This is a genomic window from Pigmentiphaga daeguensis, from assembly GCF_039523035.1.
Classification (GTDB): domain Bacteria; phylum Pseudomonadota; class Gammaproteobacteria; order Burkholderiales; family Burkholderiaceae_B; genus Pigmentiphaga; species Pigmentiphaga daeguensis.
Map to the genome: position 1 here is coordinate 124,861 of NZ_BAAAEN010000009.1, position 26,806 is coordinate 151,666.

The 26,806-nt window shown below is 67.3% G+C and carries 23 protein-coding genes and 1 pseudogene; 11 read left to right on the forward strand and 13 right to left on the reverse strand.

All coding sequences use genetic code 11. The features are described 5' to 3' along the window. Nucleotides 1-39: 39 nt before the first annotated feature. The 7 genes and pseudogenes from ABD104_RS30325 to ABD104_RS13660 all read right to left on the reverse strand — a co-directional run bounded on the left by ABD104_RS30325 (nt 40) and on the right by ABD104_RS13660 (nt 9,269). Nucleotides 40-524 (reverse strand): annotated as a pseudogene (locus ABD104_RS30325) (transposase). Between the two features lie 58 nt (nt 525-582). Continuing rightward, entirely contained in the window at nt 583-705 is a 123-nt protein-coding gene (locus ABD104_RS30330; RefSeq protein ID WP_425543331.1) for a transposase, read from the reverse strand. 318 nt (nt 706-1,023) lie between these two features. Beyond that, a complete protein-coding gene (locus ABD104_RS13640; RefSeq protein ID WP_343927675.1) occupies nt 1,024-4,125 on the reverse strand; it encodes an efflux RND transporter permease subunit in 3,102 nt (1,033 codons plus the stop codon). An 11-nt stretch (nt 4,126-4,136) separates the two neighbouring features. Then, nucleotides 4,137-5,276: an efflux RND transporter periplasmic adaptor subunit gene (locus ABD104_RS13645; protein WP_343927676.1), complete on the reverse strand. Its 1,140-nt coding sequence runs from the start codon at nt 5,274-5,276 to the stop codon at nt 4,137-4,139. A gap of 71 nt (nt 5,277-5,347) precedes the next feature. Further along, complete coding sequence (locus tag ABD104_RS13650; protein ID WP_343927677.1) at nt 5,348-6,844, reverse strand: efflux transporter outer membrane subunit; 1,497 nt, start codon at nt 6,842-6,844, stop codon at nt 5,348-5,350. A gap of 171 nt (nt 6,845-7,015) precedes the next feature. Continuing rightward, entirely contained in the window at nt 7,016-8,248 is a 1,233-nt protein-coding gene (locus ABD104_RS13655; RefSeq protein WP_343927678.1) for a flavin-dependent oxidoreductase, read from the reverse strand. Nucleotides 8,249-8,282: 34 nt separating this feature from the next. Further along, the gene (locus ABD104_RS13660; protein ID WP_132980565.1) at nt 8,283-9,269 is read right to left on the reverse strand and encodes a tripartite tricarboxylate transporter substrate binding protein; all 987 of its coding nucleotides are present in this window, start codon (nt 9,267-9,269) and stop codon (nt 8,283-8,285) included. Between the two features lie 110 nt (nt 9,270-9,379). Between ABD104_RS13660 and ABD104_RS13665 the strand changes: the two genes are divergently transcribed. Then, nucleotides 9,380-10,285, forward strand: coding sequence for a LysR family transcriptional regulator (locus tag ABD104_RS13665; RefSeq protein WP_343927679.1), 906 nt, complete (start codon nt 9,380-9,382; stop codon nt 10,283-10,285). A 106-nt stretch (nt 10,286-10,391) separates the two neighbouring features. Here the strand turns inward: ABD104_RS13665 and ABD104_RS13670 are convergent, their stop codons facing one another. Next, nucleotides 10,392-11,417, reverse strand: a complete 1,026-nt coding sequence (locus ABD104_RS13670; protein ID WP_087841641.1) for a porin — start codon at nt 11,415-11,417, stop codon at nt 10,392-10,394. A gap of 340 nt (nt 11,418-11,757) precedes the next feature. After that, nucleotides 11,758-12,801 (reverse strand): porin, encoded by a 1,044-nt coding sequence (locus ABD104_RS13675; RefSeq protein ID WP_165963334.1) that lies wholly within the window; start codon nt 12,799-12,801, stop codon nt 11,758-11,760. A gap of 203 nt (nt 12,802-13,004) precedes the next feature. On the opposite strand from ABD104_RS13675, the gene coq7 reads away from it, so the two are divergent. Further along, on the forward strand, nt 13,005-13,691 hold the full coding sequence (coq7, locus tag ABD104_RS13680; RefSeq protein WP_087841639.1) for a 2-polyprenyl-3-methyl-6-methoxy-1,4-benzoquinone monooxygenase: 687 nt from the start codon (nt 13,005-13,007) through the stop codon (nt 13,689-13,691). 6 nt (nt 13,692-13,697) lie between these two features. Here coq7 and ABD104_RS13685 read toward each other — a convergent pair whose 3' ends face one another. Together ABD104_RS13685 and ABD104_RS13690 are read right to left on the reverse strand one after the other, a co-directional pair. After that, on the reverse strand, nt 13,698-14,123 hold the full coding sequence (locus ABD104_RS13685; RefSeq protein WP_087841638.1) for an OsmC family protein: 426 nt from the start codon (nt 14,121-14,123) through the stop codon (nt 13,698-13,700). An 844-nt stretch (nt 14,124-14,967) separates the two neighbouring features. Continuing rightward, nucleotides 14,968-15,396, reverse strand: coding sequence for a DUF4168 domain-containing protein (locus tag ABD104_RS13690; protein WP_165963336.1), 429 nt, complete (start codon nt 15,394-15,396; stop codon nt 14,968-14,970). Nucleotides 15,397-15,743: 347 nt separating this feature from the next. On the opposite strand from ABD104_RS13690, the gene rplM reads away from it, so the two are divergent. The 6 genes from rplM (at nt 15,744) to ABD104_RS13720 (ending at nt 21,253) form a co-directional block, all read left to right on the forward strand. Then, the gene (gene rplM / locus ABD104_RS13695; RefSeq protein ID WP_087841636.1) at nt 15,744-16,172 is read left to right on the forward strand and encodes a 50S ribosomal protein L13; all 429 of its coding nucleotides are present in this window, start codon (nt 15,744-15,746) and stop codon (nt 16,170-16,172) included. Nucleotides 16,173-16,182: 10 nt separating this feature from the next. Continuing rightward, complete coding sequence (gene rpsI, locus ABD104_RS13700; protein ID WP_087841635.1) at nt 16,183-16,575, forward strand: 30S ribosomal protein S9; 393 nt, start codon at nt 16,183-16,185, stop codon at nt 16,573-16,575. A gap of 216 nt (nt 16,576-16,791) precedes the next feature. Further along, the gene (argC, locus tag ABD104_RS13705; RefSeq protein ID WP_165963337.1) at nt 16,792-17,850 is read left to right on the forward strand and encodes an N-acetyl-gamma-glutamyl-phosphate reductase; all 1,059 of its coding nucleotides are present in this window, start codon (nt 16,792-16,794) and stop codon (nt 17,848-17,850) included. Beyond that, entirely contained in the window at nt 17,850-18,653 is an 804-nt protein-coding gene (locus tag ABD104_RS13710) for a DUF6776 family protein (RefSeq protein ID WP_087841633.1), read from the forward strand. The genes argC and ABD104_RS13710 overlap by 1 nt, the downstream gene beginning before the upstream one ends. Nucleotides 18,654-18,834: 181 nt before the next feature. Continuing rightward, nucleotides 18,835-19,203 (forward strand): iron-sulfur cluster insertion protein ErpA, encoded by a 369-nt coding sequence (gene erpA, locus ABD104_RS13715; RefSeq protein WP_087841632.1) that lies wholly within the window; start codon nt 18,835-18,837, stop codon nt 19,201-19,203. Nucleotides 19,204-19,315: 112 nt separating this feature from the next. Continuing rightward, on the forward strand, nt 19,316-21,253 hold the full coding sequence (locus tag ABD104_RS13720; protein ID WP_343927680.1) for an ATP-binding cassette domain-containing protein: 1,938 nt from the start codon (nt 19,316-19,318) through the stop codon (nt 21,251-21,253). A 45-nt stretch (nt 21,254-21,298) separates the two neighbouring features. Here the strand turns inward: ABD104_RS13720 and ABD104_RS13725 are convergent, their stop codons facing one another. Then, nucleotides 21,299-22,402 carry an anhydro-N-acetylmuramic acid kinase gene (locus tag ABD104_RS13725; RefSeq protein WP_132980568.1) on the reverse strand — a complete coding sequence of 368 codons (1,104 nt, stop codon included), beginning with the start codon at nt 22,400-22,402 and terminating at the stop codon, nt 21,299-21,301. Between the two features lie 11 nt (nt 22,403-22,413). After that, nucleotides 22,414-23,865 (reverse strand): M23 family metallopeptidase, encoded by a 1,452-nt coding sequence (locus ABD104_RS13730; protein WP_243724672.1) that lies wholly within the window; start codon nt 23,863-23,865, stop codon nt 22,414-22,416. Between the two features lie 263 nt (nt 23,866-24,128). Here ABD104_RS13730 and tyrS point away from each other — a divergent pair, with 263 nt between their 5' ends. The 3 genes from tyrS (at nt 24,129) to ABD104_RS13745 (ending at nt 26,798) form a co-directional block, all read left to right on the forward strand. Next, nucleotides 24,129-25,406 carry a tyrosine--tRNA ligase gene (gene tyrS, locus ABD104_RS13735; protein ID WP_087841628.1) on the forward strand — a complete coding sequence of 426 codons (1,278 nt, stop codon included), beginning with the start codon at nt 24,129-24,131 and terminating at the stop codon, nt 25,404-25,406. 95 nt (nt 25,407-25,501) lie between these two features. Further along, entirely contained in the window at nt 25,502-26,152 is a 651-nt protein-coding gene (locus tag ABD104_RS13740; protein WP_087841627.1) for a YbhB/YbcL family Raf kinase inhibitor-like protein, read from the forward strand. Then, nucleotides 26,145-26,798, forward strand: a complete 654-nt coding sequence (locus ABD104_RS13745) for a histidine phosphatase family protein (protein WP_087841626.1) — start codon at nt 26,145-26,147, stop codon at nt 26,796-26,798. The genes ABD104_RS13740 and ABD104_RS13745 overlap by 8 nt, the downstream gene beginning before the upstream one ends. Nucleotides 26,799-26,806: the final 8 nt, after the last annotated feature.

A 26,806-nucleotide genomic window follows, 5' to 3' on the forward strand; every position in this document is an offset into this window, starting at 1 on the left:
GGGTCTGTCAGGAATTCAGTGTTCAAGGCGGGTTGAACATCAGGGGTGCGGGGCACACGAACCGCTCTTCATAAAGAAGAGCGAATGATTCATGGCTGTCTTCCAGTCATGGGCAGAGCGGCTCCACTTGGCGGTGATATTGCGCAGCGCCATCCAGATCAGCTTGGTGGCGGCTTCGTTAGTGGGGAAGTGGCCTCGGGTCTTGATAATCTTGCGCAATTGCGAGTTGAGATTCTCGATGGCGTTGGTCGTGTAGATGACCTTGCGCACGCCAGAGGGGAACGCAAAGAAGGGAATTACGCGATCCCAGGCGTTACGCCAGGCGACACTGACCGTCGGGAATTTCTGACCCCACGGTCCATCCGCAAACGCGTCAAGCTCGGCCTGGGCCGCCTCTGCGCTGGGGCCGTGTAAACCGGCTTGATCGCGGCGGCCAAGCCACGACGATCCTTCCAGCTGGCGTAGTCCAGGCTGTTGCGGATCAGGTGGACGATACAGGTCTGCAGGGTGGTCGCCGAAAACACGCTGCTAGTGCCTCGGGCGTGTCTTTCAGGCCGTCGGTGACGGCGATCAGGATGTCGGCTACGCCACGGGCGGTGCGTCGAAGAACACGACGGGGCACATGGATTCCAGTGGCCGGGCCTGCCAGGCCGTCACCTCGGCCACGACTTCGTCCGTGACCAAACTGATGAACTTGGGCGACACCTCGGTGGCGTATTGTTCTTGCAGAAAGCCCTGGATTCTCCCGCACGGTCATGCCCCGGGTGTACATGGCGACGATCTTATCGTCGAAGCCTGTGAACCGTCGTTCGTGCTTGGGGGGCAGCACCGTCTTGGCCCCCTTGCCGTTGCGCTGATTGGTCACGGTGGCGGGCTTGGCCGCGCCAACTGAGTAGCCAAGATGATGGTTCAGATTCGCCAGCGGGGTCTTCGGTTTGCGGGGCATACAAACTCCTTGAGCGCATGTTATGCCTTAAACACGAAATTCCTGACAGGCCCATCCCAGACATGCCCTGTTGCTTCTTACCGCGCAGCATCGGCGTGCCCCCGCCGAACCAACCGCAGCACCCACTGCCCAAAATCATCCACAAACAAGAACACCACCGGTATCACCAGCAAACTCAAAAACGTCGACGTGATCAACCCTCCCAGCACCGCGATCGCCATAGGCGACCGGAAGCTCGGGTCCGCGGCTCCGTAGCCGATCGCGATCGGCAGCATCCCGGCGCCCATCGCCATGGTGGTCATGATGATGGGCCGGGCCCGCTTGTGGCAGGCGTCGATCAGGGCATCCCAGCGGCTCATGCCGGGCACGGCCGGCCGCACGTCGGTGGCGGGGTGTCCCCGCCGCGCCAGGATGGCGTATTCGACGAGCAGGATGGAGTTCTTGGTGGCGATGCCCATCAGCATGACCAGGCCGATCAGCGAGGGCATGGAGAAGCTCTTGTGCGCGATGAGCAGGCCGACGAAGGCGCCGCCCAGTGACAGGGGCAGGGCGGCCAGGATGGTGACGGGGTGCAGGAAGTGCTTGAACAGCAGCACCAGCACGACGTAGATGCACAGCACGCCGGTCAGCATGGCCAGGCCGAAGCTCTGGAACAGTTCGCCCATGACTTCGGCGTCGCCCACGGTGGCCTGGCGCACGCCAGGCGGCAGGTTCTTGATGGTGGGCAGGTCGGCCACGCGCTGGGCGACTTCGCCCAGGTCCATGCCGGCCAGCTCGATCTCGAAGTTGATGTTGCGCGAGCGGTCGTAGCGGTCGATGACGGACGGTCCCGCGGAGAAGTCCAGGGTGGCGACCTGGTCGAGCAGGACCGGGCCTCGCGTGCCGGGCACGGACAGGCGGCCGAGCAGGGAGAGGTCTTCGCGCGCGGCCTCGTCCAGGCGCACGACGATGGGGACCTGGCGCTGCGACAGGTTGAGCTTGGGCAGGGAGATGTCGTAGTCGCCGACGGTGGCGATGCGCAGGGTGTCGGCGATGGCGCTGCTGGTGACGCCCAGGTCGGCGGCGCGGGCGAAGTCGGGGCGCACGGCGATCTCGGGGCGGATGAGGCTGGCGGTGGACGAGATGTTGCCCAGGCCCGGTATGGTGCGCAGTTCCTTGGAGACGGCCAGGGCCGCCTGGTTCAGCGCGTCGGGGTCGTCGCCGGTCAGGACGAGCACGTATTTGTTGTTGGACCCGCCCAGGCCGACGCGGCTGCGCATGCCGGGGATTTCCTGCAGGGCGGCGCGCATGTCTTCTTCGATGCCTTGTTTCTTGGGGCGGTCTTCGCGCGGGTCGAGCTGGATGGTCAGGGTGGCCTTGCGGACCTCGGCCGCGCCGGACATGGAGAACGGGTCGCCGCCGGCGGTACCGCCGCCGATGGTGGTGTAGACGCTGCGCACGTGCGGGACCTTGGCCAGCCGCAGGCGGACGAGTTCGGCGGTGTCCAGGGTCTGGGCCAGGGTGGAGCCAGGCGGCAGCTCGACCACGACCTGGGTCTGGGAGTTGTCGTCGGCGGGCATGAAGCCGGCGGGCAGCAGCGGAATCATGCCGATCGACAGGATGAAGAACACGGCGGCCCCGAGCACGGTCAGCCAGCGATGGCGCAGGCAGGCAGCCACCCAGCGCATGTAGGTCTGCAGCCAGCGCGGCTCCTTGCCCGCGTGCACGGCGGGCTTGAGCAGGTAGGCGGCCATCATGGGCGTGAGCACGCGTGCGACGATGAGCGAGGCGAACACGGCCAGCGAGGCCGTCCAGCCGAATTGCTTGAAGAAGCGTCCGGCGACGCCGCTCATGAAGGCGGTGGGCAGGAAGACGGCGATCAGGGTGAAGGTGGTGGCGACCACGGCCAGTCCGATTTCGTCGGCGGCTTCCATGGCGGCCTGGTAGGGGCTCTTGCCCATGCGCAGGTGGCGCACGATGTTTTCGACTTCCACGATGGCGTCGTCCACCAGGATGCCGATGACCAGGGACAGCGCCAGCAGGGTGATGACGTTGATCGAGAATCCCAGGAAGTACATGCCTGCGAAGGCGGGGATGACGGACAGCGGCAGCGCGACGGCGGAGATCAGCGTGGCGCGCCAGTCGCGCAGGAACAGCCAGACGACCAGCACGGCCAGCAGCGCGCCTTCGTACAAGAGGCGCATGGAGCCGTCGTATTCCTCCTGGACCGGCGTGACGAAGTTGAAGGACTCGGTGATCTGCAGGTCGGCATGCTGGGCCTTGAGTTCGTCCAGCGCGCGCTGCACGCCCGCGGCAACGTCCAGTTCGCTCGCGCCGCGGCTGCGGGCCACCTCGAAGCCGACGACGGGCTGGCCGTCGAGCAGGGCGGCCGAGCGCCGCTCGGCGATGGTGTCGGTCACGGTGGCGACGTCGGATAGCCGGATGGACCGGCCGTCGCTCAGGACCAGCCGCAGGCCGGCGAGTTCTTCCGCGGTGCCCACGGTGGCCAGGGTGCGCACGGGCTGTTCGGCGTCGCCGATGTCGGTGCGGCCGCCGGAGCTTTCGCGCTGCACCTGGCGCAACTGGCGCGAGATGTCGGCGGCGGACGCCCCCAGGGCCTGCAGGCGCTGCGGGTCGAGCGCGATGCGTATCTCGCGGGTTACGCCGCCCACGCGGTTGACCGCTCCCACGCCGGGCACGTTCAGCAGTTTGCGGGCGACGTCGTTGTCGACCAGCCAGGACAGCGCTTCGTCGTCCATGCTGCTCGCGCGCACGGTGAAGGCCAGCACGGGCTGGCCTGCCAGGTCGACCTTGTTGATGATGGGGTCGCGCAGGTCGGCAGGCATGTCGGCGCGCACGCGCGAGACCGCCGAGCGTACATCGTCCACCGCTTCCTGCAGGGGCTTTTCCAGCTCGAACTCGGCGGTCAGGCTGACGCTGCCATCCTGGATCTTGGTGTAGACGTGCTTGAGGCCCTGCAAGGTGGCGATGGAGTTCTCCAGCTTGCGGGCGACGTCGTTCTCCAGTTGGCTGGGCGAGGCCCCGGGCAGCGAGGCCGTGACCATGACCATGGGCAGGTCGATGTCGGGGAAGTTCTGCACCTTCATGGCGCTGAACGACAGCAGGCCGGCGAAGGTCAGCAGCACGAACAGCATGACCGACGGAATGGGGTTGCGTATGGACCAGGTCGAGACGTTCATCGCGTCGGCTCTCAGCGCGTCACGGCGGTGGCAGGGGTGGCCGCGGGAGCGGGCGTGTCGACCACGCGCACCAGGTCGCCGTCGGTCAGGAAGCCCGCGCCGCGCACGGCGACGCGGTCGGTGGGCGCGAGGCCGTCCAGGACCTCGACCCGGTCGCCGTCGCGCCGTCCCGCCTGGATCTTGCGCTGGGCCACCCGGTTGTCCGCGCCTACGACGAAGACGTAGTTGAAGGCCTCGCGCATGACGACGGCCTGCTGGGGCACCGTCAGGCCCTGCGCGGAGCCCAGTTCGAATTCGCCGCGCGCGAACATGCCGGCCTTGGCCGAGGAGTTCGGCGCGCCGGCGCCGGGCAGGTCGACGTAGACCAGGGTATTGCGCGTTTGCGGGTCGACGGTGGGGCCGATGGTGCGGACCTTGCCTTGCAGGCGTTCGCCGCTGGCCGCGACGACGGTGACGGGGTCGCCCACGCGCACGCGGCCGACCTCGGCGGAGGTGACCTCGCCGCGCCATTCCAGGCGGCCCTTGCGGATCATGCGGAAGAGTTCGGTGCCGGCGCCCACGACCGCGCCTACCGTGGCGGTGCGCGACGAGATGACGCCGCTGTCGGGCGCGCGGACCTGCGTGAATTTCAGGCGCAATTCCTGCGCGGCAAGGCTGGCCCGGGCGGACTCCACGCGCGCCTGGGCGGTCTGGCCGCCGGTCACGTACTGGTTGATCTGCGATTCGCTCAGGGCGCCGGAGGCTTTCAGGGACTGGGCGCGCTCGGCGTTGGCGCGGGCCTCGGCGGCGCTGGCCTCGGCCTCGGCCAGCGCGGCGCGGGCCTGGGCGATGTCCGCGCGCACGGTTTCCTGCGCGAAGGTGGCCAGTACCTGGCCGGCCTTGACGGTATCGCCCACGTCGACCAGGACGTCCTGCAGGCGCAGGCCGCCGATCTCGGCGCCCAGGCTGGCTTCCTGCCAGGCCATGATGTTGCCGTTGGCCTGGAGGGCGACGCGCAGGGACCGCATCTGCGGCTGGGCGACGGTGACGGTCAGGGCTGGCCGGACAGCCGGGGCGGCGCCGGTGTCGGCCGCGCGCAGGGCGGGGGTGAGGAAGGCACCGGCCAGGATGGCGCCGAGCACGGCGGCGGCGATGAGGGGGCGTAGCGGCATGGACGGGATCATGGTTGGGGTGGGGCCGGGGCGGGAACGAGCCCTGCGGCGGCGAGGTTCGTGAGATGTCGTCAGGAAGGGTTGGCGGCAGGCATCGCGGAGGCCGACGGCGGCGTGTCCGGAGGCGCCGGCGCGTCCTGCCGCCAGCCGCCTCCCGCCGCGCGGTACAGCGCGATCCAGGCCGCCATGCGCTCGCGCTCCAGCGCGGACTGGGTGGTGCGCGCCGTCAGCAGCATGCGCCGCGACTCCTCCAGTTCCAGCAGGCTGGCCAGGCCGCCGCGATAGCGCTGCTCGGTGGCTTCGAACGAAGCCTGGTATCCCTCGACCGCGGCACGCGCGTCGGTGGTGCGCGCGGCCGTGCTTTCCAGGTTGACCAGGGCTTCCTCCACTTCGCGCACGGCCTGGCGCGCCGTGGCGCGATACTGCGTGACGGCTTCGTCGTAGCGGGCCCGGGCAGCGTCGATGTCGGCGCGGTGGCGGCCGCCGTCGAACAGCGGCAATGACACCGACAGCGGACCGATGGACCAGGTCGAGACATCGACGTTCATGCCGCGTGCCTTGAACGAGGCCGCGCCCACGCTGCCGGCCAGGGTCAGGCGCGGGTAGCGCTTGGCCTGGGCGCTGCCGACCTCGGCGCTGGCCGCCGCCACGTTGCGATCGGCGTTGAACAAGTCGGGGCGTTGCGCCAGAACGGCGGCCGGCAGGTGGTCGATGGCGAACAGCGTGTCGGACGGAGGTTGCGCCGGCGCGGCCAGCCGGGCACGCAACTCGGGTTCGTCCAGCGCGGTCAGCGCCACCAGCGCCTTGACGCTGATGTCGCACGAGGCCCGCTGCTGGCGGGCGCGGGCGGCGGCTTCGGCGCTGCTGGCGCGCGCCAGCGCGGCGTTGGCGGTGGACTGGAAGCCCGCGCGCATGGCGAGGTCGGTCAGGCGCGCGCTTTCCGCGCGCGAGGCCGCGTCCGATTCCTGGATGGCCAGCTCGCGGCGGCAGCTGCGAAAGTTATTCAATTCGTTGGCCACTTCGGCGGCGACCGAGATGCGCGCGTCGTGCCACTGGGCCTGCGCGCCCTCCACCCGGGCCTGTGCGGCATCGCGCGTCGCGGCGTTGGCGCCGAACAGGTCGATCTCCCACGAGGCCTGCAGGCCGGCCTGGTTCTGCGTGGCGATGCCGCCCGCGATCTGCGAAAAGCCGCGGCTGGTTTGCGCCGTGGCGTCGAGCGTGGGCCCCAGGGCGGCGCCGGCGGACACGCGGGCGGCCCGGGCCTGCAGGAAGCGCGAGCGCGCCGTGCCCACGGTCGGGCTGGCCGCCTGGGCCGCCTCGATCAGTCCGGGCAGGGCCGGGTCGCCGGTCTGTTGCCACCATTGCAGCAGGCGCCGCGGGTTGGAGCCATGCGGCAGGGAAGGTTCGGCGGAGGCGGGCAGCGGGGCCTGCCAGCCGGCCGGCGTGGCCAGCGGCACGGACGGCGCGGGCGCTTGCAGGCTGCAGCCGGCAACCAGCAGCAGCAAGGCCAGGCCCAGGACGGGGCGTGGCGACGACGAAACAAAGGACTGGGCGCGAGCGAGAGGCATGCTGGAGGCGCGGAGGCCGGCGGGATCGCCGCCGGTCCGCGCAGTTAGAGTGCATGGACGACTCGATAGCGTAATCGAAAAGGTATTAGGAAGTCGTGAATATCGAGAACATTTCTCGATACGGAAGGGCACGGATGCAGCCCGGGGGCGGGCGGGCCGCCCGCCACGCTCCTACCGGGACAGCGAGGCCAGGTCGTAACCCGCCACGCGCTTGTAGCCGTTGGATATGGCGGCCAGCTCTTCCTGGCTGATGACGTCGTCGATGTGCCGGAAGGGGCGATCGCCCGTGCGCTCGTAGACTTCCTTCAGGATGGCGTCCGGGGGCGTCTTGCGGTTGGCCAGCACGATGTCCGTCGTCGCGGGGCGGCGCTGCGATTCATATCGCGCCAGCGCGGCCGGCACGTCCGGCTCCGCGGCCAGCGCGGCAGCCAGGGCGCGCGCGTCCAGGATGGCCTGCCCCGCGCCGTTCGAGCCGCGCGGCACCATGGGATGCGCCGCGTCGCCCAGCAGGGTGACCCGGCCCTGCGTCCACCAGGGCAGCGGGTCCTGGTCCACCATGGGAAATTCCAGCAGGACGTCCGCGGCGCGGATCATGGCGGGCACGTCCAGCCAGTCGAAGCGCCAATCCTCGAAGACGCCGATGAAGTCCTCCAGCCGTCCGCGCCGGTTCCAGTCGCGGCGCTCGTAGCGGGGCGTCGTCACTTCGGCCACCCAGTTGATCAACTGGCATCCATCGGCGTCGAGCGCGTTGCGGATCGGGTAGATGACCATCTTGCCCGGCGTCAGCCAGCCGCCGCGGACATAGGTGGCGCCGTCGAAATAGGGCTTCCAGCGGGTGACGCCGCGCCACATGTTGACCCCGGAGTAGACCGGCTCGCCTTCGGCGGGATGCAACTGCTTGCGGATCACCGAGTGCAGGCCGTCGCAGGCGATCAGCGCATCGGCCGCGCGGGGACCAAGGGAGTTGCCGGCGGGATCGACGAACGAGGCGGTGACGCCGCCGGGCGTCTGCGTGAAACCGGTGCAACGATGGCCCGCGACGATGCGGTCCGCGCCCAGGCGCTCGCGGCAGGCCTCGAGCAGGATCATCTGCAGGTCCCCGCGATGGACCTGGAACTGCGGCCACTCGTAGCCCGCCTGTCGGCCGGTCGACTCGGAATAGACGTGCTGTCCGAAGCGGTTGAAGAAGGTGGTGGTCGTGGTGGTGACGGCCACCTTCGCCAGGGCCTCGTTCAGGCCGAGCTCGCCCAGGACCCGGGTCGAGTGGGGCAGCAGGCTCACGCCCACGCCCAGCGCCTGGATTTCCGGCGCCGCCTCGAAGACCCGGGCGGCGATGCCCATCTTGTGCAGCGACAGCGCCAGGGTCAGGCCGCCTATGCCGCCGCCCACGATCATGACTTCCATGAAGACTCCTCTTGGTGTGGTTGGGATATGCGTGCTATTGGGACGCCAGGCCGGCCTGGCGGATGACGCCGGCCCAGCGCCTGAGGTCGTCCCGCGTCAGCCTGGCCAGGTCGTCCGGCGTGCCGCCGCTGGGCTGCAGGCCTTGCATGGAGAGGCTCTTGACCACGTCCGGCATCTTCAGGATCTGCGCGACCTCGGCGTTCACCTTGCCGACGATGGCCGGCGGCGTGCCGGCGGGCAGGTAGAGGCCGTACCACATGTCGACGTCGACGTCGGCGATGCCGGAGGCCTCGGCCAGCGACGGGATGTCGGGCGTCACGGCGGTGCGCCGCGTGCCGCCGGCGGCCAGCATCTGCATCTTGCCGGCGCGGGCGAATTGCAGCGCCTGGTGGACGGGAACGAAAGCCAGGTCCACCTGGCCCGACAGCACGTCGTTGACCAATCCGCCCGAGCCTTTGTAGGGCACGTGGACCACGTCGATGCCGGCGCGCTGCTTGACCAGCTCCATGGCCAAGTGGTGAGGCGTGCCGGTGCCGGGCGAGCCGTAGTTGAGCTTGTGCGGCTGTTTCCTGGCCAGCTCGATCAGTTGGGACACCGACTTGGCCGGGAGGTCGGGGCGGGTCACGAGCGCCAGGCTGCCGATGGCGATGGGCATCACCGGCGTGAAGTCCTTTACCGGATCGAAGGTGACGCCCTGCATGAAACTCGGCGTCATGATGATGGTGTTGGCCGTCATCAGGTAGGTGTAGCCGTCGGGCGCGGCCCGCGCGGCCAGGTCGGTGCCGATGTTGCCGCTGGCGCCGGGGCGGTTCTCGACTACCGCCGCGTACTGCCAGGCCTCGGATAGTTTCTGGCCTATGGTCCGGCCCAGCACGTCGATGCCGCCGCCTGCCGAGAAGGGCACGATGATGCGGATGGGGCGAGTGGGATAGGGTTCGTCCGCCTGGACCGCGCCGGCGGCCAGCGCCAGCAGCCAGGCACTACAGAACGAGCGACGGGAGAAGCAGCGGCGGGTGGGCATATCGACCTCTCTGGTGGGACAGGAACGATCGCCATTCAATACGAGCTTTATACGCGAGTGAAATATGAATAAAGTATGAATTGATCAGGTATCTGCATCAATGCACCGACATGAACATCTCCCACCGCCAGCTCAAGGCCTTCCTGCTGCTGGCCCAGCAGCGGAATTTCTCCCGCGCGGCCGAGCAGCTGCACATCGCCCAGTCGGGCCTGAGCCTGATGATCCGGGAACTGGAAGGGCAACTGGGTTTCCGTCTGTTCGACCGCACCACGCGGCAGGTCACGCTGACGCAGTTCGGCGCCGAGTTTCGCGCCGTGGCCGAACAGAACGTCAAGCGGATCGAGGAGATCGTGGAGCAGGTGGGGAGATCGGCGCAGCGTGCCAATACCACGCTGTCGATCGGTGCGCCGCCGCTGACCTGTTCCTATCTGCTGCCCCCGGTCGTTGCGGCCTTCGAGCAGCGTCATCCGGGCGTGCGCCTGACCGTCGTCGACACCGACCTGCCATCGGTGTCCAGCATGGTGCGTGCCGGGCACCTGGACGTCGGGCTGGGCATGTTCATCAAGGCGGCGCCGGGCATGTTGCGGCAGCCGCTGTTCCACTTCTCGCTGGTGGCGGCCAGCGCCGCGCCGAAGTTCCAGCTGGCGCGGTCGCCACGTTCCTGGAGCGCGCTGGCGGGCGAGCAATTCATCAACCTGCCCTTCGACAACCCCTTGCAGCAGTTGATCGACAAGAACCTGGCCCTGGTGGGCCACGAAGGTCCGCCGCGCTTCGTCGTCAATTTCATCGAAACCCAGATCGGCCTGGCCGAGGCCGGGCGCGGCATCGCCATCCTTCCCTCGACCGCCGTCCCCGCCTGCCGGGGCCGCGGCATCCGTCTCGAGCCGCTGGGCCCGCCCCTGGTCGAACTGGAGTTCTACGAACTGCGCGACCGCGGCCGCAAGCTGCCGCCGTGCGCCGACGATTTTTGCGATCTGCTCAAGCGCTCCATTCCCCGCGCCGTGCGACGCGGGTAGGGGGCGGCAAAAAAAAACCGGACCGTTTCCGGTCCGGTTTTCCCAGCGTACGCCCAGGGGGTTCTGGGCGCTTGCAAGGAGCGCGCGAGGCGCTCCCGCCGCCGATTTAGAACATGTGACGCAGGCCGACGCCGAACTGGCGGGTGGTCTTGTCGCCGGTCGTGACGGCGCTGCCGTAGTGACCGACGTTGTCCATGTTGCTGAAGAAGGCATAGGCGTTGGTACGACGCGACAGCGGGTAGGTGTAACCGACGCTGAAGCCTTCGATGTCCCAGTCCTTGGCCTTCTGGTACGAGCCGAACAGCGAGCCGGGGCCGACGGGAGCCGACGCGCCGACCATGTACGACAGGGTCTTCTTGGCGAAGCGGCCGTTCCAGCCCGGGATGTCGCCAACGTTGACCGCGACGTTGCGCTGGTCGGCGATGGCGGCATGCAGCTTGACCACGCCGAAGTCATAGGTACCGCCCAACTGGGTCGAACGGCCGACGTTGCCGCCGGTCGAGGGCTCGACCTGGTCGTAGGTCAGGGCGACTTCGACGGGACCGTTGGCGTAGCGCAGGCCCGAGGTGATGGCGCGGTTGTTGGTGCCGGCGACCGGGGTTTCGCTGGTCGAGCGGTTGAAGCTGTAGCCGATGGCGCCTTGCAGGCCGTTCCAGGTCGGCGTGAAGTACATCACGCTGTTGCTGTTGCGGACTTGGTTGGCGGCGATGAAGGTCGAGCCCATGCCGGCCTGACGGAAGGTCGTGCCGAACGGATCGATGTTGGTGAAGAATTGCGAGCCCAGGATGAACTGGCGGCCCAGGCGGATTTCACCCAGCGTGTTGGACGACAGGCCCACCCACGATTGGCGGTTGAACAGGCCGGACTGGGTGGTGGTGCCGTCGTCGGCGTTGATGCCGGCTTCCAGCAGGAAGTTGGCCTTCAGGCCGTTGCCCAGGTCTTCCGAGCCACGCAGGCCGAAGCGGGAATCGCTCTGCAGGCCGCTGTCCAGCGCGTTGCGCGCCTTCATGCCTTCGGTCTTGGTATACAGGTAGCCCATATCCATGATGCCGTACAGGGTGACCGAGCTTTGCGCTTGCGCGGTACCAGCCATGCCGGCCAGAACGGCGGCAGCGATCAGGGTCTTTTTCATTCGTACATCTCCATGATTGATCTGGCTGTCGCGGCAGACGGGGGGTGCGAGGCGCCGGATGGAATGCGCGGATCCATCGTCGGGTATCCGTTTGCTGCGGGAAAACCAGAGCTTCCTGGTAGGAAGTTGTTCATATTGCAGCAAAGAATGCGGGTTACTACCAAGCCGAGAGACGAATGGAGGCCGGGTTTTTACTTATTCTTACGGCTTTCGTTGTTTTTGCGCAAAAAACCAACGAAAAAGCCCGTCTCCAGGCAAGCCGAAGACGGGAAAACACTCACTGCTGAAGTAAGCACTTCGAAACATGGGCCAGATGCCCCAGCCCATGCCTGAGCCGGGCTTAGAACTTGTGCTGCAGGCCGATGGCGATTTCGCGCTTGTCGCCCAGGGCCTTGTTGTCCGTGCGGACGATCACGTCGGTGTACTGGTTGAACAGGGCGTAGATCATGGTGCGCTTGGACAGCGTGTAGTTGTAGCCGATGGCGTAGCCATTGATGGCCTTGTCGGCGCGGCCGGCGTTGATGTTGGCGTTGTCGTTGCGCTGGTAGGTGGCGAACACGGAGTGCGCGCCGAACGGCACGGTCACGCCCAGCAGGTACGAGTTCTCCTTCTCGGCGTTCGACTTGTAGCCGGAGTTCTGCAGGCGGCCGTAACCGGCGTGCAGCTTGGCCACGCCGAAGTCGTAGGTGGCGCCCAGCTGGATGTTCTTCAGGTCGGAGCCGCCCACGCCCGCACCGGGAGCCAGGTCGGCCGCGTTCTTCTGTTCGTACGTCAGGACGGCCAGCAGGGGGCCGTTCTGGTAGCGCAGGCCCAGCGAGTAGGCGGCGTTGTCGGCGTCGTTGCCGGCGGTTTCGCTGCCGTTGGCGTTGAAGCTGTAGCCGGCGCCGACCTGGAAGCCGCTGAACTTGGGCGACAGGTAGAAGGCGCTGTTGCTGAAGCGGTCATCGATGCCGCTGACGTTGAAGACGGTCTTGCTCTGGGCCTGCGAGTAGGCGTTGCCGAAGGGGTTGATGGCGCCGCGGAACCAGTTGAAGCCCAGGGAGTCCTGGCGGCCCAGGCGGATTTCACCGAAGTTGCCCGACACACCGACCCAGGCGGCGCGGTCGAACAACTGGCCGCTGGCGCTCTGGATGCCCGTGTCGGCCTTGAAGCCGCTTTCCAGCTGGAAGTTGGCCTTCAGGCCGTTGCCCAGGTCTTCCACGCCACGCAGGCCGAAGCGCGAGCTGCCGGCGATGCCGCTTTCCAGCCCGTTGGTGGCCGATTGGCCATCCTGCTTGCTGTTCATGAATCCCATGTCGACGATACCGTACAGCGTCACGCTCTGGGCTTGCGCGGTGCCGGCGAAGCCAGCCAGCAGCGCGGCGGCGATGAGGGTCTTTTTCAATTGAGAACTCCAGATGGATTTGTGTGATGTGGCACGAGGGCGTTGCTCAAGTGCTCGGACGAGAGGATGACGATCCAACATGAGGCGAAAATGACAACGGGGTTGCGTCGCGCCGGACGTTGTTCAAGAACAACGAATCGGGGATTGCCTATACTGGAATCTGTTCATGTCGCTGTCCGGCCATGTCCGGACCGGAGGTCGCAATGTCGGGAACCGCATCCTTTCGCCGTATTTCCCTGCTGGACCGGGTGCTGTCCGAGGCGGATCGCGCCGTGCGCGTGCTGACGGGGTCGGTGTCGGCGCAGCGGCCGAATCCGGCGGGACGCCTGTCCGCCGCTGCCGAGGGGACGTCCGGGGACGCTTCGGGCCCGGCGTTGACGGAAACCGAGCGCAAGCACGCGGCCGGCCTGATGCGGGTCAATCATGTGGGGGAGGTGTGCGCCCAGGCGCTGTACCGGGGCCAGGCGCTGGTCTGCGACAAGCCGGAGACACGCCAGGTATTCCTGGACGCGGCGGCCGAAGAGACCGATCACCTGGCCTGGCTGGACGACCGCCTGCGCGAGCTGCGTTCGCATTCCAGCCTGTTGAATCCGTTCTGGTATGCGGGGGCCTTCGGGCTGGGCATGCTGGCGGGCAAGGCGGGCGAGGCCTGGAACCTGGGCTTCATGGCGGAAACCGAGCGGCAGGTGGAGCGCCATCTGGACGGACACCTGGGTACGCTGCCGGCCAGTGATGCGCGTTCGCGCGCGATCGTCGAACGGATGGCCGCCGACGAGCGCCAGCATCGGGTGACGGCGGAGCAGCGTGGCGGCGTCGAGCTGCCCGCTCCGGTGCGGGCAGCGATGCGGTGCGGGTCCAGGCTCATGACCTCCACCGCGTATTACCTCTGACGCGCTTCAGTCGGCTTCGACGATTTCCACCGACCAGGTCAGTTCCGCGGTCTTTTCGAGCATGGCCGAGGCCGAGCAGTACTTTTCGTGGGAAAGCTGCACTGCACGCTCGACCGCCGCGGGCGGAAGGTTCTTGCCCGTTACCGTGAAGGCGAAATGGATCTTGGTGAAGACCTTGGGGTCGGTGTCGGCCCGCTCGGCCTTGAGCGCCACCGTGCAGCCGCGCACGGCATGGCGGCCGCGCTTCAGAATCAGGACGACGTCGTAGGCCGTGCAGCCGCCTGTTCCGGCCAGCACCAGTTCCATCGGCCGGGGCGCGAGGTTGTTGCCCCCGCCGTCCGGCGCGCCATCCATGACGGCGACGTGTCCGCTGCCCGTCTGGGCGGTGAACAGCATGCCCTGGGGGCCGCCCCAGCTTACGATGCATTCCATGATATTCCTCGTGCTGCGATAGAAAGTTGACGATCAGCACGATGATAGCGGGTGGGAGGCAGGTTTCGCGGTTGTCGCCGGCTCCGGCCATGTTGCGATGCGGCGAAAACTGCGACAAATGGTCGCGCCCCCTGCCGGAGCTGTTCCAGGGCCGGATTTTTTCTCCGCAACGTTGCGGAGTGGTGGGATGGTTTGTGTATAACTTATTGATTGGTAAGGGGTTTTTTATCGGCATCCACATCGGTTTTTGTACGTAGGCAACAACCCTTAGGGGTTCTTGCATCGCACAAAAGATCTCTCTATAATTAACCCAACGGATGACGCTTTGTATGTCGACACGGCCTCGGGCCCCTCGGCATCGTCGGATAGCCCCGCAAAGCCCATCTACCGGTGTCTCCTCCACCCTCCTCCTTTGGTGGATTAGCCCGAAGCCGCAAGGCTTCGGGCTTTTTTTTGCCCGTACCATGCTGCTTCGCATCAAAATATGTCGACAGCACATCCGCATCCATGGCTGAGCAAGCCTGAGTCGCCTGAAAAGGATGGGGAGGGGCGCGCAGAACCGCGCTAAAAAAGGACTTAACTTGTTGATATAAAAAGAATTTTGCCTGTTGAAAATTGATACCGCATGGTGGTGAACAGGTCAAAAAAACTTCTTGCATCGCACAAACCGCTTCCCTATAATGGGTTCAACGGATGACGCTTTGTATGTCGACACGGCCCCGGGCCCCTCGGCATCGTCGGATAGCCCCGCAAAGCCCATCTACCGGTGTCTCCTCCACCCTCCTCCTTTGGTGGATTAGCCCGAAGCCGCAAGGCTTCGGGCTTTTTTTTGCCTGTTTTCGGATCAGCGCATCATCGTGCCGCCACCCGTGGAGCCGCCATAGCTGCCGCCGGTCGAGCCGGCGCCTTGCATCAGCGCGCCGTACCGCTGCATCAGGGCAGGATCCTGCTGGACGGCTGCGTTGATGGCGTTGAACTCCCGCACGGTCAGCCCTTCGCTCCAGACAGCCTGCGCCTTGCGGCCATTGGCTTCGTCGAAAGTGGCGTTGGTGGGCTCGCCGCCCGCGGTGGTGGCGGCGGCCGCCCCGGTTCCGGGCGACACCGCGTTCACTTTCCTGGCGGCGTTGGCGAAGCGCTGCAGCTGATCGTCGGTAACCGACTGCGGCGATATCGTCGAGGCCTGCTGGGTGGACGTGTCGCGCTGGGGCGCCGCGCAGGCGGCCAGTCCCGCGGCCACGGCTCCGGCGGCCAGCATCGTCTTGATCGTTTTCATCGGACGGTTCTCCATAAGGCACTGTGAACGGCCTAGTGTCTGCCCTTAAGTGGCGCCGGGATCTTTTCTTATGTATGGATGTTTATCAAAGCATGAAGCGCGGCCGTGGCATCACAGGGGAAGCGGGCGGTGGCGTCGGATATCGTTACAGCTGGACCGGGGGCCGGATGGCGGCCGCGGGTGGGTCGGCGCATGGCCTTTGACTTTGCGGGATATTCCGGGTTACCATCTTCTGCTTACCCTTTTTCCGTACCTGCAGTTCACAATGCCGAGGCGGGATCGGGGTGACTGCCGTCAGGAAGCCCGTAGGGGGCTTTACGGGCACCAGATATGTCACAGAGATCATCATGAAAACCTTCGTTGCGAAACCGCATGAAGTGACGCGTGACTGGTACGTGATTGACGCCAAGGGCAAAGTCCTAGGTCGTGTGGCCAGCGAAGTCGCACGCCGTTTGCGCGGTAAACACAAGCCTGAATTCACGCCTCACGTCGATACCGGCGACTACATCGTCATCATCAACGCCGCCGATATCGTCGTCACCGGCAACAAGGCGCAGGACAAGCGCTACTACCGCCACTCGGGCTATCCCGGCGGTATCACCGAAACCACGTTCCTGAAGATGCAGCAGCGTTTTCCTGGTCGTGCGATCCAGAAGGCCGTCAAGGGCATGCTGCCCAAGGGTCCCCTGGGCTACGCCATGATCAAGAAGCTGAAGGTGTACGCAGGATCCGAACATCCGCACACCGCCCAGCAGCCCAAGCTGCTGGACATCTGAGGAGCCGCGCATGATCGGTAACTGGAATTATGGAACCGGCCGCCGCAAGACCTCGGTGGCGCGCGTGTTCCTGAAGAAAGGCTCGGGCAAGATCACCGTCAACGGCAAGCCCGTCGACGAGTACTTCGCTCGCGAGACCGGCCGCATGATCGTTCGCCAGCCGCTGGAACTGACCGGCCACCTGGAAACCTTCGACTTCCACGTCAACGTCCACGGTGGTGGCGTGAACGGGCAGGCCGGCGCGGTGCGCCACGGCATTACCCGCGCGCTGATCGACTACGACGCGACGCTCAAGTCCGCGCTGTCGCAAGCCGGCTTCGTGACTCGCGATGCCCGCGAGGTCGAGCGCAAGAAGGTCGGTCTGCACAAGGCGCGACGTCGCAAGCAGTTCAGCAAGCGCTGATCGGCTTCGATCCCCCTCGTCCCGTTCCGGCTCCGGCCGGCGGGCGAGACAAGAAAGGCCGCAGCGATGCGGCCTTTTTTTCGCTTTGAGCGGCGTTCGCCCGAAGGGGCGTCACATCGATGCTGCCGAGCGTGGGGTATTCTTATTCATCACATGTCGCAGGGCACCGTCCCGCTTTCCCGGGCCGGGAAGCGCAAGGGACTCCAGGAGATTGCAATGGCCAAGATCAAGGTAGGTATCGTCGGCGGCACGGGCTACACCGGCGTGGAACTGCTGCGCCTGCTGTCGCAGCACCCGAACGCGGAGCTGACCGCGATCACCTCGCGCAAGGAAGACGGCATGCCGGTGGCCGACATGTACTCCAACCTGCGCGGCAAGGTGGACCTGGCGTTTTCCTCGCCCGACAAGGCCAGGCTGACCGAGTGCGACGTGGTGTTCTTCGCGACGCCCCATGGCGTGGCCATGGCGCAGGCGCAGGAACTCCTGGCCGCCGGCGTCAAGATCATCGACCTGGCCGCCGATTTCCGCCTGCAGGACCTGGCCTCGTTCGAGAAGTGGTACAAGATGCCGCACGCCTGCCCGGACGTGCTGCGCGAATCGGTCTACGGCCTGGTCGAACTGAACCGCGAGAAGATCCGCGGCGCACGGGTCGTGGGCAATCCCGGGTGCTACCCGACCACCGTGCTGCTGGGCCTGGCGCCGCTGCTCGAGGGCCGGGCCAAGGCGTCGCCGCTGGTGGACGCGTCCACGCTCATCGCCGATTGCAAGTCGGGCGTGACCGGTGCCGGGCGCAAGGCCGAGCTGCACATCCTGTTCTCGGAAGCCAGCGACAACTTCAAGGCCTACGGTGTGTCGGGCCATCGCCACCATCCCGAGATCGTCGAGCACCTGCAGACCCTGCACGGCGGGCCGGTAGGGCTGACCTTCGTGCCGCACCTGACGCCCATGGTGCGCGGCATGCATTCGACCATCTACGCCCGCATCGACCCGAAGGCGCGCGACGTCGATTTCCAGAAGCTGTTCGAGCAGCGCTATGCCGATGAGCCGTTCGTCGACGTGATGCCCGCGGGCAGCACGCCCGAGACCCGCTCGGTGCGTGCCTCCAACATGATCCGGATCGCCGTGCACCGGCCCGGCAACGGCGACCAACTGGTCGTCCTGGTGGTGCAGGACAACCTGGTCAAGGGCGCATCCGGCCAGGCCGTGCAGAACATGAACCTGATGTTCGGATTGCCCGAGGACGCCGGGCTCGGCCAAGTGGCGGTGCTGCCCTGATGAAGCGGCGGCCGCTGTTTCCGGCGCTCGTGCCGCGCAGGCTGCGGCGCGGCGCGGGGCCGGCTGCGCGGGCCGACGGGACGGGACTGCCCCCTGCCTCGCCGTGGCGGATCGTGGTCCTGGTATTGCTGCTGGCGCTGGGCGCTGCCCTGGGAACGGGGCTGTACGAGTCGGCACGCCGAATCTTCGGCGGGCCGCAGGTCTCGGCATCCGAACTGGCGCAATTGCGCGCCGAGCACCAGCGGCTGATCGCCGACAACGAGCGCTTGCAGGGCAGCCTGGCCGCCGCGGAAAGCCGCCTGGAGATCGAGCGTGCCGCCAAGGACCAGCTCGCGGCCGATTTGCGGGCCGCGCAGAAGGAAATGGGCGACATGCGCAATGACCTGGCCTTTTTCGACCAGCTCATTCCCATGGATCCGCGCCAGGCCCAGGTCAATATCCGTTCCGCGGAACTGGAGCGGCAGGGCGAACTGCTGCGCTATCGGGTGCTCCTGATGCGCGGCGGGCGCCCCTCGGGCGAGTTCAGCGGGCGCTTGCAATTCTCGGCGTCCGGCGTGCGCGCGGGCGCCGCCACCACGATAGACCTGCATCCGTTCTCGGTCCCGACCGACGCGCTTGCAGGGGACGGCGCCCCGGTCGCGGCCCGGCCGGCCGCCGACCCGCTGGCCGTGCGGTTCCGGCAGTATCAGCGCGCCGAGGGATCGCTCGCGGTCCCGGCCGGCTTCGTGGTGCGCAGCGTCACGGTGCGCGTGGTCGAGGGAGGCGTGGTGCGCTCGCAAAGCACCGTCAACCTGCCGGCCTGAGGCCGCGGGCTTGAACCTTGGCGGTGCGCCCGCATCTAACGGGTGTGGCCGCCGACCGGAGTGTCCCTGGCGGCGCCAGGGTTGAAATCAAGCGCCAATAGCGGTTGAATTACCCATTAACCAGATGATTTACAGCGCATGCGCGGCACGGGCCGTGCCTACGCGCAGGCAAGGAGCAGTCATGAACGCAGCAGTCGAACAAGCCAGCCTCGAGGCCCCGCCGATGGGCCTCGTCTTCACCGATGCGGCGGCCGCCAAGGTCAAGGAGCTGATCGATGAAGAAGGCAATCCGGCGCTCAAGCTGCGCGTCTTCGTGCAGGGCGGCGGCTGTTCCGGCTTCCAGTACGGCTTCACCTTCGACGAAGACGTCAACGAAGACGATACGCAACTGGACAAGAACGGCGTGCAACTGCTGATCGATTCCATGAGCTTCCAGTACCTGGTCGGTGCCGAGATCGACTACAAGGAAGGCCTGGAAGGCGCGCAATTCGTCATCAAGAACCCGAACGCCACGTCCACCTGCGGCTGCGGGTCGTCGTTCTCGGTATAAGGCAGGGGCCCCGCAGGGGCCGCGCCTTTCTGTCCTTTCTTCCAGGGCGCCCTCGCGCAAGCCAGGGCGCTTTTTTCGTTTTCGCTCCTGGCCGGTCCGCCCGGCGTGCTTCATGGCTCTCATCGCTCTGACCGACATCGAACTGGCCTACGGCCACGTCCCCCTCTTGCACCGTGCCAGCTTCTCGGTGGAGGCGGGCGAGCGGGTGGGGCTGATCGGCCGCAACGGCACCGGCAAGTCCTCGCTGCTCAAGCTGCTGGATGGCCGCTCCCTGCCCGACGACGGCCTCATCTCGCGCCAGGACGGCCTGAAGGTCGCCACGGTGGAACAGGAGCCGGTATTCGACGAGTCGGGCACGGTGTTCGACGCCGTCAGCGAGGGCCTGGCCAAGGGGCGCGACCTCTTGCGTGCCTACCAGCGCCTGACCCACGAACTGGCGGAAACGGCCGGCGGAGCGGACCACGGCGCGCTCCTGGCCCGGCTGCAATCCCTGCAGGCGGAGCTGGAGGCGCACGACGGCTGGACGGTGCAGGCGCGGGTCGAGGCCACGCTGGCCCGGCTGAACCTGCCCGCCGACGCGCCGGTGGCCGGATTGTCGGGCGGTACGCGCAAGCGCGTGGCGCTGGCCCGGGCGCTGCTGGGCGATCCCGATCTGTTGCTGCTGGACGAGCCCACCAACCACCTGGATTTCCAGGCCATTGCCTGGCTCGAGGAATTGTTGAAGGCCTTTCCCGGCAGCATTGTCTTCATCACCCACGACCGCCGCTTCCTGGATGCCGTCGCCACTCGCATCGTCGAACTCGACCGCGGCGAGCTCGCCAGCTTTCCGGGATCCTTCTCCACCTACCAGATGCGCAAGGCCGAGATGCTGGAGGCCGAACGGCTGGAGCAGGCGCGTTTCGACAAGCTCTTGGCCCAGGAGGAAGTGTGGATACGCAAGGGCGTCGAGGCGCGCCGCACGCGCAGCGTCGGCCGGGTCAAGCGGCTGGAGCAGCTGCGCCTGCAGCGGGCCGAGCGCCGCGAACGCATGGGCAAGGTCAGCATCGACGTGGCCGAGGGACAGCGTTCGGGCAAGCTGGTGGCCGAACTGACCGATGTGTCGAAGTCGTTCGGCGACAAGGCCGTCATCCGCTCGTTCTCGACCACGGTCATGCGCGGCGACCGTATCGGCCTGATCGGACCGAACGGCGCGGGCAAGACCACGCTGCTCAAGCTCATCCTGGGCGAACTGGCCCCCGACACGGGTTCGGTCAGGCAGGGCACCAATCTGTCGGTGGCCTACTTCGACCAGATGCGCAGCCAGCTGGACGAGGACATGGCCCTGGCCGACGTCATCAGCCCGGGCAGCGAGTGGATAGAGATCAACGGCCAGCGCAAGCACGTGATGAGCTACCTGGGCGACTTCCTGTTCGCGCCCGAGCGTGCCCGCTCGCCGGTCAAGAGCCTGTCCGGCGGCGAGCGCGCGAGGCTGCTGCTGGCGCGATTGTTCGCGCGGCCGGCCAACGTGCTGGTGCTGGACGAACCCACCAACGATCTCGACATCGAGACGCTGGAACTGCTGGAGGAACTGCTGCAGGACTACTCGGGCACGGTCTTCCTGGTCAGCCACGATCGCATGTTCCTGGACAACGTCGTGACGCAGACCATCGCCTACGAAGGGGATGCGCGCTGGCGCGACTACGTGGGCGGCTACGACGATTGGGCGACGCAGCGCGCCAGGGCCGAGGAAGCCAGGTCGGCTGCGGCCAAGCCCGCGCGCGAGGCCGCCCGCGACGAACCAGCCGCGCCCGCGCCGGAGAGAGCCGCTCCCGCCAAGCCTGGCCGTTCGCGCCTGAGTTCCTGGGAAGCGAAGGAACTGGAGGGCCTGCCCGACGCCATCGCCGCGCTGGAGGCCGAGCAGCAGGAACTGAACGGGAAACTGGCCGACGGATTGATCTATCGCGAGGATCCGGCCGGTGCGACCGCCATCCAGCAGCGCCTGGCGGCGATCGAGGACGAACTGATGGCCAAGCTCGAGCGTTGGGAACTGCTGGAAAGCAAGCGGGGCTGACCCTGCGCGGTTTCAGCGCGCACCAGGCCGTCCGGTGTCGTCGCCCTACGCGGGGTAATAGGCGCCCAGCACGCGGGGACCGGCCGCGCCGGTCACGGCGGGCAGGTTGCCGGACAGGCCGGCGACATGGCGATGGGCCAGCCAGGCGAAGGCCAGGGCCTCCATCTGCTGGGCAGGCACGCCCGCGTCGTCGCTGGGTGCGACGGGGCAGGGCAACGCGTCGGCCAGGGCCCGCATCAGGCCGCCGTTGCGTGCGCCGCCACCGCAGACCCACACCTGCTCGCAGGCGGGAAGCTGGCGGCGTATCTCGCGCGAGACCGTTTCGACCGTCAGGGCTTGCAGCGTGGCCTGCACGTCGGCCGCGGCCAATACGCCGTGGCGGGCCTGCCAGGCCTGCAGGCGCTGGTCCAGCCATGACGTGTTGAACAGGTCGCGTCCGGTGGATTTGGGCGGCGGGGCCGCCAGCCACGGTTCGGAGGCAATGAGTTCCGCCAGCAGGTCTGGCCGCATGGTGCCGGAGGCGGCGTAGCGGCCGTCTTCGTCGTAGTCCCGGCCGGTATGCCGGGCGCACCAGGCGTCCAGCAGCAGGTTGGCCGGGCCGGTGTCGTAGCCCACCACGCCGGCGGGCGACAACAGCGTGACGTTGGCGATGCCGCCCAGGTTGACCACGGCGCGCGGCCGGTCGGTGCCGAATATCGCCGCGTGGAAGGCCGGCGCCAGCGGGGCGCCATGCCCGCCCGCGGCCAGGTCGCGACTGCGCAGGTCGGCCACGACCGCGATGCCGGACAGTTCGGCCAGGCGGGCGGGGGCGTTCAATTGCACGGTGTAGCCGGCATCGGGACGGTGACGGACGGTCTGCCCGTGGGCGCCGATCGCGCGAACCCGCGCGGCGTCCAGGCCGGTCCGGGCCAGCAGTTCGGAGACGACCTGCGCATAGAGGTCCGCCAGGGCCATGCCGGCTTGCGACATCCTGTGGATCTCGTCCGGGCCCGGCGTGTTCAGGGCCAGCAACTCCGCCCGCAAGGCCGGCGGCATGGCGACGTCGGCATGCGCGAGGATGCGGGGCCGGCCGCCGTCGAACACGGCGGCCACGCCATCCACGCCGTCCAGGCTCGTTCCGGACATCAGGCCGATGTACGGTTCGGCCATGGCGGACGGCCTTATTGGGCGGCCAGCGACATGTCGCCCGCCGGCATGCTGTAGTCCTTCAGCTGGGCGAGCAGCGACATCTGGTGGCGCAGGGGATCGGTCTGCTGCTTGAACAGCGCCAGGCCGCGGGCGCTGAGCTCGGGGGCCTGCGGCAGGGCGACGGTGAGCGGATCGACCGGCTTGCCGGCGATGCGGAACTCGTAGTGCAGGTGCGGGCCGGTGGCCCAGCCGGTCGAGCCGACGCGGCCGATGAACTGGCCCTGGCTGACGCGGGAGCCCTTGGACAGGCCCGGCGCGAACGCGCTCATGTGGGCATACAGCGTGGAATACTGGCCGTGGTGGCGGACCACGACCACGTTGCCGTAGCCGTTCTGCTTGCCGATGAAGTCGATGGTGCCGTCGGCGGTGCTGCGGATGGGCGTGCCGGTGGGCGCGCCGTAGTCCACGCCCTTGTGTTCGCGCCAGGTTTTCAGGATGGGGTGGAAGCGGCGCGAGAAACCGGAAGTGACCCGGGTGAACTCCATGGGCGCGCGCAGGAAGGCCTTGCGCAGGCTCTTGCCGTCGAAGGTGTAGTAGCCGCCGCTGACGCCGGGCTGCTGGTCGAACCAGACGGCCTGGTAGGGCGTGCCCTTGTTGACGAATTCCAGCGCGATGACCTTGCCGGCCCGCACGTAGTTGCCCTGGTGCGTATAGGTTTCGTAGACCACGTTGAAATGGTCGCCGCGGCGCAGGTCGCGGTGGAAGTCGATGTCGCCCGACAGGATCTCGGCGATCTGGGTGGCGACGCTGTCGGGGATGTCGGCGGCATCGGTGGCGCCGAACAGCGAGCTGTAGATCTCGCCGTGGGCGATGCGGGTCTCGCGCTCGGTGTCCAGCTGCACGTCGCGGGCCGACAGGCCTTGCGCGGAGCGTTCGATCTGCAGCATGCGCGAGACGACCTTGTCGCCGGACTCCGCGCCCGGGGTATGGATGTAGCGCAGCCAGCGGACTTCGCCCAGCGCGTCGGTGGAAGCCTGGACCACGCGGCCGGGGTAGAGCTGGTAGAAGCTGCGGGCGTCCGGCGAGGTGCGGATGAAGCGCTCGAGCTCGGGATCGTCCACGCCCAGGCGGTTCAGCAGCGTGGCGACCGAGTCGCCGCGCTGGACGCGTTCTTCGCGGATGAAGTCCGGCGCCTTGGCCTCCTGCTCGGCGACCTGTTCGGACAGGTCCGGCAGGGCCAGCGACTCGACGATGCGGGTCGTGGGCAGGGTCGAGGCGTCCGGCGCCAGCGGCGCGACGCCGATGGCGGCGGCGGTCACGAACAGGCCGGCGGCGCCGGTGCCGATGACGATGCGGCGTTTCAGCGGCGACGAGGTGATGGTCAGGGTGGCGGGATGGGAGGTGATGCGGGAGAGGGTTTGTTGCACCGCTGCGGCGATGCGCTTGAGCATCGCGCCGGCGATGCCGGAAAACTTACGATTCATGCGGCCTGGCCCCTGGGGTCGGTTGGGCTAGAATTGCTTCGGAGTGCGGGTCCGGAGCGCGGCGTGTCTCGGGCCCCGTTGTATTGCCGCAACTTTGTTGCGAAGCACAAATAGCGTCGCTGGGCTCGATTCATGAACCGAACCCGCGCCTTCATATTTGTAACAACGGGATGTCGCCGAAACGGGCCGAGTATATAGAAACTCCCCCTGGCCTGCCAATACGATTGTTTACACTTGACACACTTTCCAGAGCTGTCCGCGCCATGACCGAAACGAAACCCGACTCGTCCGTATCCCTCCCCTCTGGCACGCCCGGGGCGGCGGCGACATATCCGGTTACACCGGAGGTCGAGCGGGACCTGGCGATCGTGCGGCGCGGCTGCGACGAACTGCTGGTCGAGGCCGAATTCGCGCGCAAGCTGGCCCGCAGCCGGGCCACCGGCGTGCCGCTGCGCATCAAGCTCGGCCTGGATCCCACCGCGCCCGACATCCACCTGGGCCATACGGTCGTCCTGAACAAGATGCGCCAGTTGCAGGAACTGGGCCACACGGTCATCTTCCTGATCGGCGACTTCACCTCGATGATCGGCGACCCCAGCGGCCGCAACGCCACCCGCCCGCCGCTGACGCGCGAGCAGATCGAGGCCAACGCCAAGACCTACTACGCCCAGGCCAGCCTGGTGCTGGACCCGGCCCGCACCGAGGTCCGCTACAACTCGGAATGGTGCGACCCGCTGGGCGCGCGCGGCATGATCCAGCTGGCCTCGCGCTACACCGTGGCCCGCATGCTGGAGCGCGAGGATTTCACCAAGCGCTTCAAGGGCGGCGTGCCCATCTCGGTCCACGAGTTCCTGTATCCCCTGATGCAGGGCTACGACTCGGTGGCGCTGAAGGCGGACCTGGAACTGGGCGGCACCGACCAGAAATTCAACCTGCTGGTGGGGCGCGAGCTGCAGAAGGAATACGGCCAGGAGCCCCAGTGCATCCTGACGATGCCGCTCCTGGAAGGGACGGACGGCGTCGAGAAGATGTCCAAGTCCAAGAACAACTACATCGGCATTTCCGAGGCGCCCGAGTCGATGTTCGGCAAGCTCATGTCGATCTCCGACACGCTGATGTGGCGCTACTACGAGCTGCTGTCGTTCCGGTCGCTGGAAGAAATCGCCGGCTTGAAGCGCGAGGCCGAGGCCGGCCGCAATCCGCGCGACATCAAGGTGATGCTGGCCCAGGAAATCGTTACACGTTTTCATTCGGCCGCCGCCGCCGAACAGGCCCTGGCGGACTTCGAGGCCCGCTTCAAGCAGAAGGCCATTCCCGACCAGATGCCCGAGGTCTCGATCGCGGGCGCGCCGCTGGGCATCCTCCAGGTGCTGCGCGAGGCGGGGCTCTGCGCCTCGGCCTCCGAGGCGCAGCGCAACATCGAACAGGGAGGCGTGCGCATCGATGCGGCCAAGGTCGAGGACAAGGGCCTGAAGCTGGACGCCGGCACCTACGTCGTACAAGTTGGTAAACGAAAGTTCGCGCGCGTCACGGTACGATGAGGGACCGGAGTCGCTTTCCGGGCCGGCGCGAACCATCCCGCCCCGCGCCGCCTTTGGCACACCATGCCAGGTAGACGATTTTTAGGAGTATCGCGATGAAGCTCTGGAGCAATTCCTTCATGGATGGCGAACCCATCCCGGCGCGTTATGCCTTCGGCAAGATCGATCCCAAGACGCAGGTGACGCTGTCCGACAACGTCAATCCCCACCTGGCCTGGGACGACGTGCCCGCCGGCACGCAATCGTTCGCGATCATCTGCCATGACTACGACGTGCCCAGCAAGGGCGACGACGTCAACCAGGCCGGCAAGCAGGTGCCGGCCGACCTGCCGCGCGTGGACTTTTTCCACTGGGTATTGGTGGACGTGCCCGCGGGCAAGACCGAAATCGAGGAAGGCGAGTTCTGCAACGGCGTGACGCCGCGCGGCAAGGCCGGCCCGATGGCTCCCGGCGACACCCGCCAGGGCGTCAACGACTACACCGGGTGGTTCGCCGCCGACCACGACATGAGCGGCGATTACTACGGCTACGACGGCCCGTGCCCGCCGTGGAACGACTCCATCATCCACCACTACGTGTTCACCGTGTATGCGCTGGACGTGCCCAGGGTCGACGTCGACGGCAAGTTCGGCGGGACCGACGTGCGCCGCGCGATCGACAAGCACGTGCTGGGGCAGGCGGCCATCACGGGCACCTACACGCTGAATCCGGCCCTGGCGCCGCGCCGGATCGCGCCCAATGACTGAGCTCTGGCTGATCCGGCACGGCGAGACCGAATGGAACCGGTTGCGCCGGGTGCAGGGGACGCTCGACATCGGCCTGAATGCGCTCGGCCGCGCCCAGGCCGAGCAGGTCGCCGCCCGGTTCCGGCCCGGGCGCGACCGCGTGCATGCCATCTATAGCAGCGACCTGGCGCGGGCCCACGATACCGCCCGTCCCACCGCGGGCAAGCTGGGACTGGAAGTGCGGCTCGATGCCGGCCTGCGCGAACGCAAATACGGCGTCTTCGAAGGGCTCAGCTTCGACGAACTGGCCGAGCGCCACCCGCAGGCCGCGGTGGCCGTGCGCGAACGGCATCCCGACTACGAACTGGACGGCGGCGAATCGCTGCGCCAGTTCCATCATCGCGTGGTGGCCACGCTGGACCGCATCGCCGCCGCCCACAAAGGCGAGCGCGTACTGGTGTTCACCCACAGCGGCGTGCTGGACACCGCCTACAGGCATGCCGAGGGATTGTCGCTGCGCGCCGAGCGCCGGCACACGCTGCACAACGTCAGCATCAACCGCCTGCTGATCGACGGCGCCCGCTGGCGGGTGGAGAGCTGGGGCGACGTGGCCCACCTGGAAGGCGCCGGGCAGGACGCCTGGGAAGAGCCGGCCGACGCGGCCTAGGCTGCGGG

Coding starts and splice junctions, on each gene's coding strand:
- ABD104_RS13640 (WP_343927675.1), bottom strand. CDS start 4,125: ATGAACGTCTCGACCTGGTCCATACGCAACCCCATTCCGTCGGTCATG.
- ABD104_RS13645 (WP_343927676.1), bottom strand. CDS start 5,276: ATGCCGCTACGCCCCCTCATCGCCGCCGCCGTGCTCGGCGCCATCCTG.
- ABD104_RS13650 (WP_343927677.1), bottom strand. CDS start 6,844: ATGCCTCTCGCTCGCGCCCAGTCCTTTGTTTCGTCGTCGCCACGCCCC.
- ABD104_RS13655 (WP_343927678.1), bottom strand. CDS start 8,248: ATGGAAGTCATGATCGTGGGCGGCGGCATAGGCGGCCTGACCCTGGCG.
- ABD104_RS13660 (WP_132980565.1), bottom strand. CDS start 9,269: ATGCCCACCCGCCGCTGCTTCTCCCGTCGCTCGTTCTGTAGTGCCTGG.
- ABD104_RS13665 (WP_343927679.1), top strand. CDS start 9,380: ATGAACATCTCCCACCGCCAGCTCAAGGCCTTCCTGCTGCTGGCCCAG.
- ABD104_RS13670 (WP_087841641.1), bottom strand. CDS start 11,417: ATGAAAAAGACCCTGATCGCTGCCGCCGTTCTGGCCGGCATGGCTGGT.
- coq7 (WP_087841639.1), top strand. CDS start 13,005: ATGTCGGGAACCGCATCCTTTCGCCGTATTTCCCTGCTGGACCGGGTG.
- ABD104_RS13685 (WP_087841638.1), bottom strand. CDS start 14,123: ATGGAATGCATCGTAAGCTGGGGCGGCCCCCAGGGCATGCTGTTCACC.
- ABD104_RS13690 (WP_165963336.1), bottom strand. CDS start 15,396: ATGAAAACGATCAAGACGATGCTGGCCGCCGGAGCCGTGGCCGCGGGA.
- rplM (WP_087841636.1), top strand. CDS start 15,744: ATGAAAACCTTCGTTGCGAAACCGCATGAAGTGACGCGTGACTGGTAC.
- rpsI (WP_087841635.1), top strand. CDS start 16,183: ATGATCGGTAACTGGAATTATGGAACCGGCCGCCGCAAGACCTCGGTG.
- argC (WP_165963337.1), top strand. CDS start 16,792: ATGGCCAAGATCAAGGTAGGTATCGTCGGCGGCACGGGCTACACCGGC.
- ABD104_RS13710 (WP_087841633.1), top strand. CDS start 17,850: ATGAAGCGGCGGCCGCTGTTTCCGGCGCTCGTGCCGCGCAGGCTGCGG.
- erpA (WP_087841632.1), top strand. CDS start 18,835: ATGAACGCAGCAGTCGAACAAGCCAGCCTCGAGGCCCCGCCGATGGGC.
- ABD104_RS13720 (WP_343927680.1), top strand. CDS start 19,316: ATGGCTCTCATCGCTCTGACCGACATCGAACTGGCCTACGGCCACGTC.
- ABD104_RS13725 (WP_132980568.1), bottom strand. CDS start 22,402: ATGGCCGAACCGTACATCGGCCTGATGTCCGGAACGAGCCTGGACGGC.
- ABD104_RS13730 (WP_243724672.1), bottom strand. CDS start 23,865: ATGAATCGTAAGTTTTCCGGCATCGCCGGCGCGATGCTCAAGCGCATC.
- tyrS (WP_087841628.1), top strand. CDS start 24,129: ATGACCGAAACGAAACCCGACTCGTCCGTATCCCTCCCCTCTGGCACG.
- ABD104_RS13740 (WP_087841627.1), top strand. CDS start 25,502: ATGAAGCTCTGGAGCAATTCCTTCATGGATGGCGAACCCATCCCGGCG.
- ABD104_RS13745 (WP_087841626.1), top strand. CDS start 26,145: ATGACTGAGCTCTGGCTGATCCGGCACGGCGAGACCGAATGGAACCGG.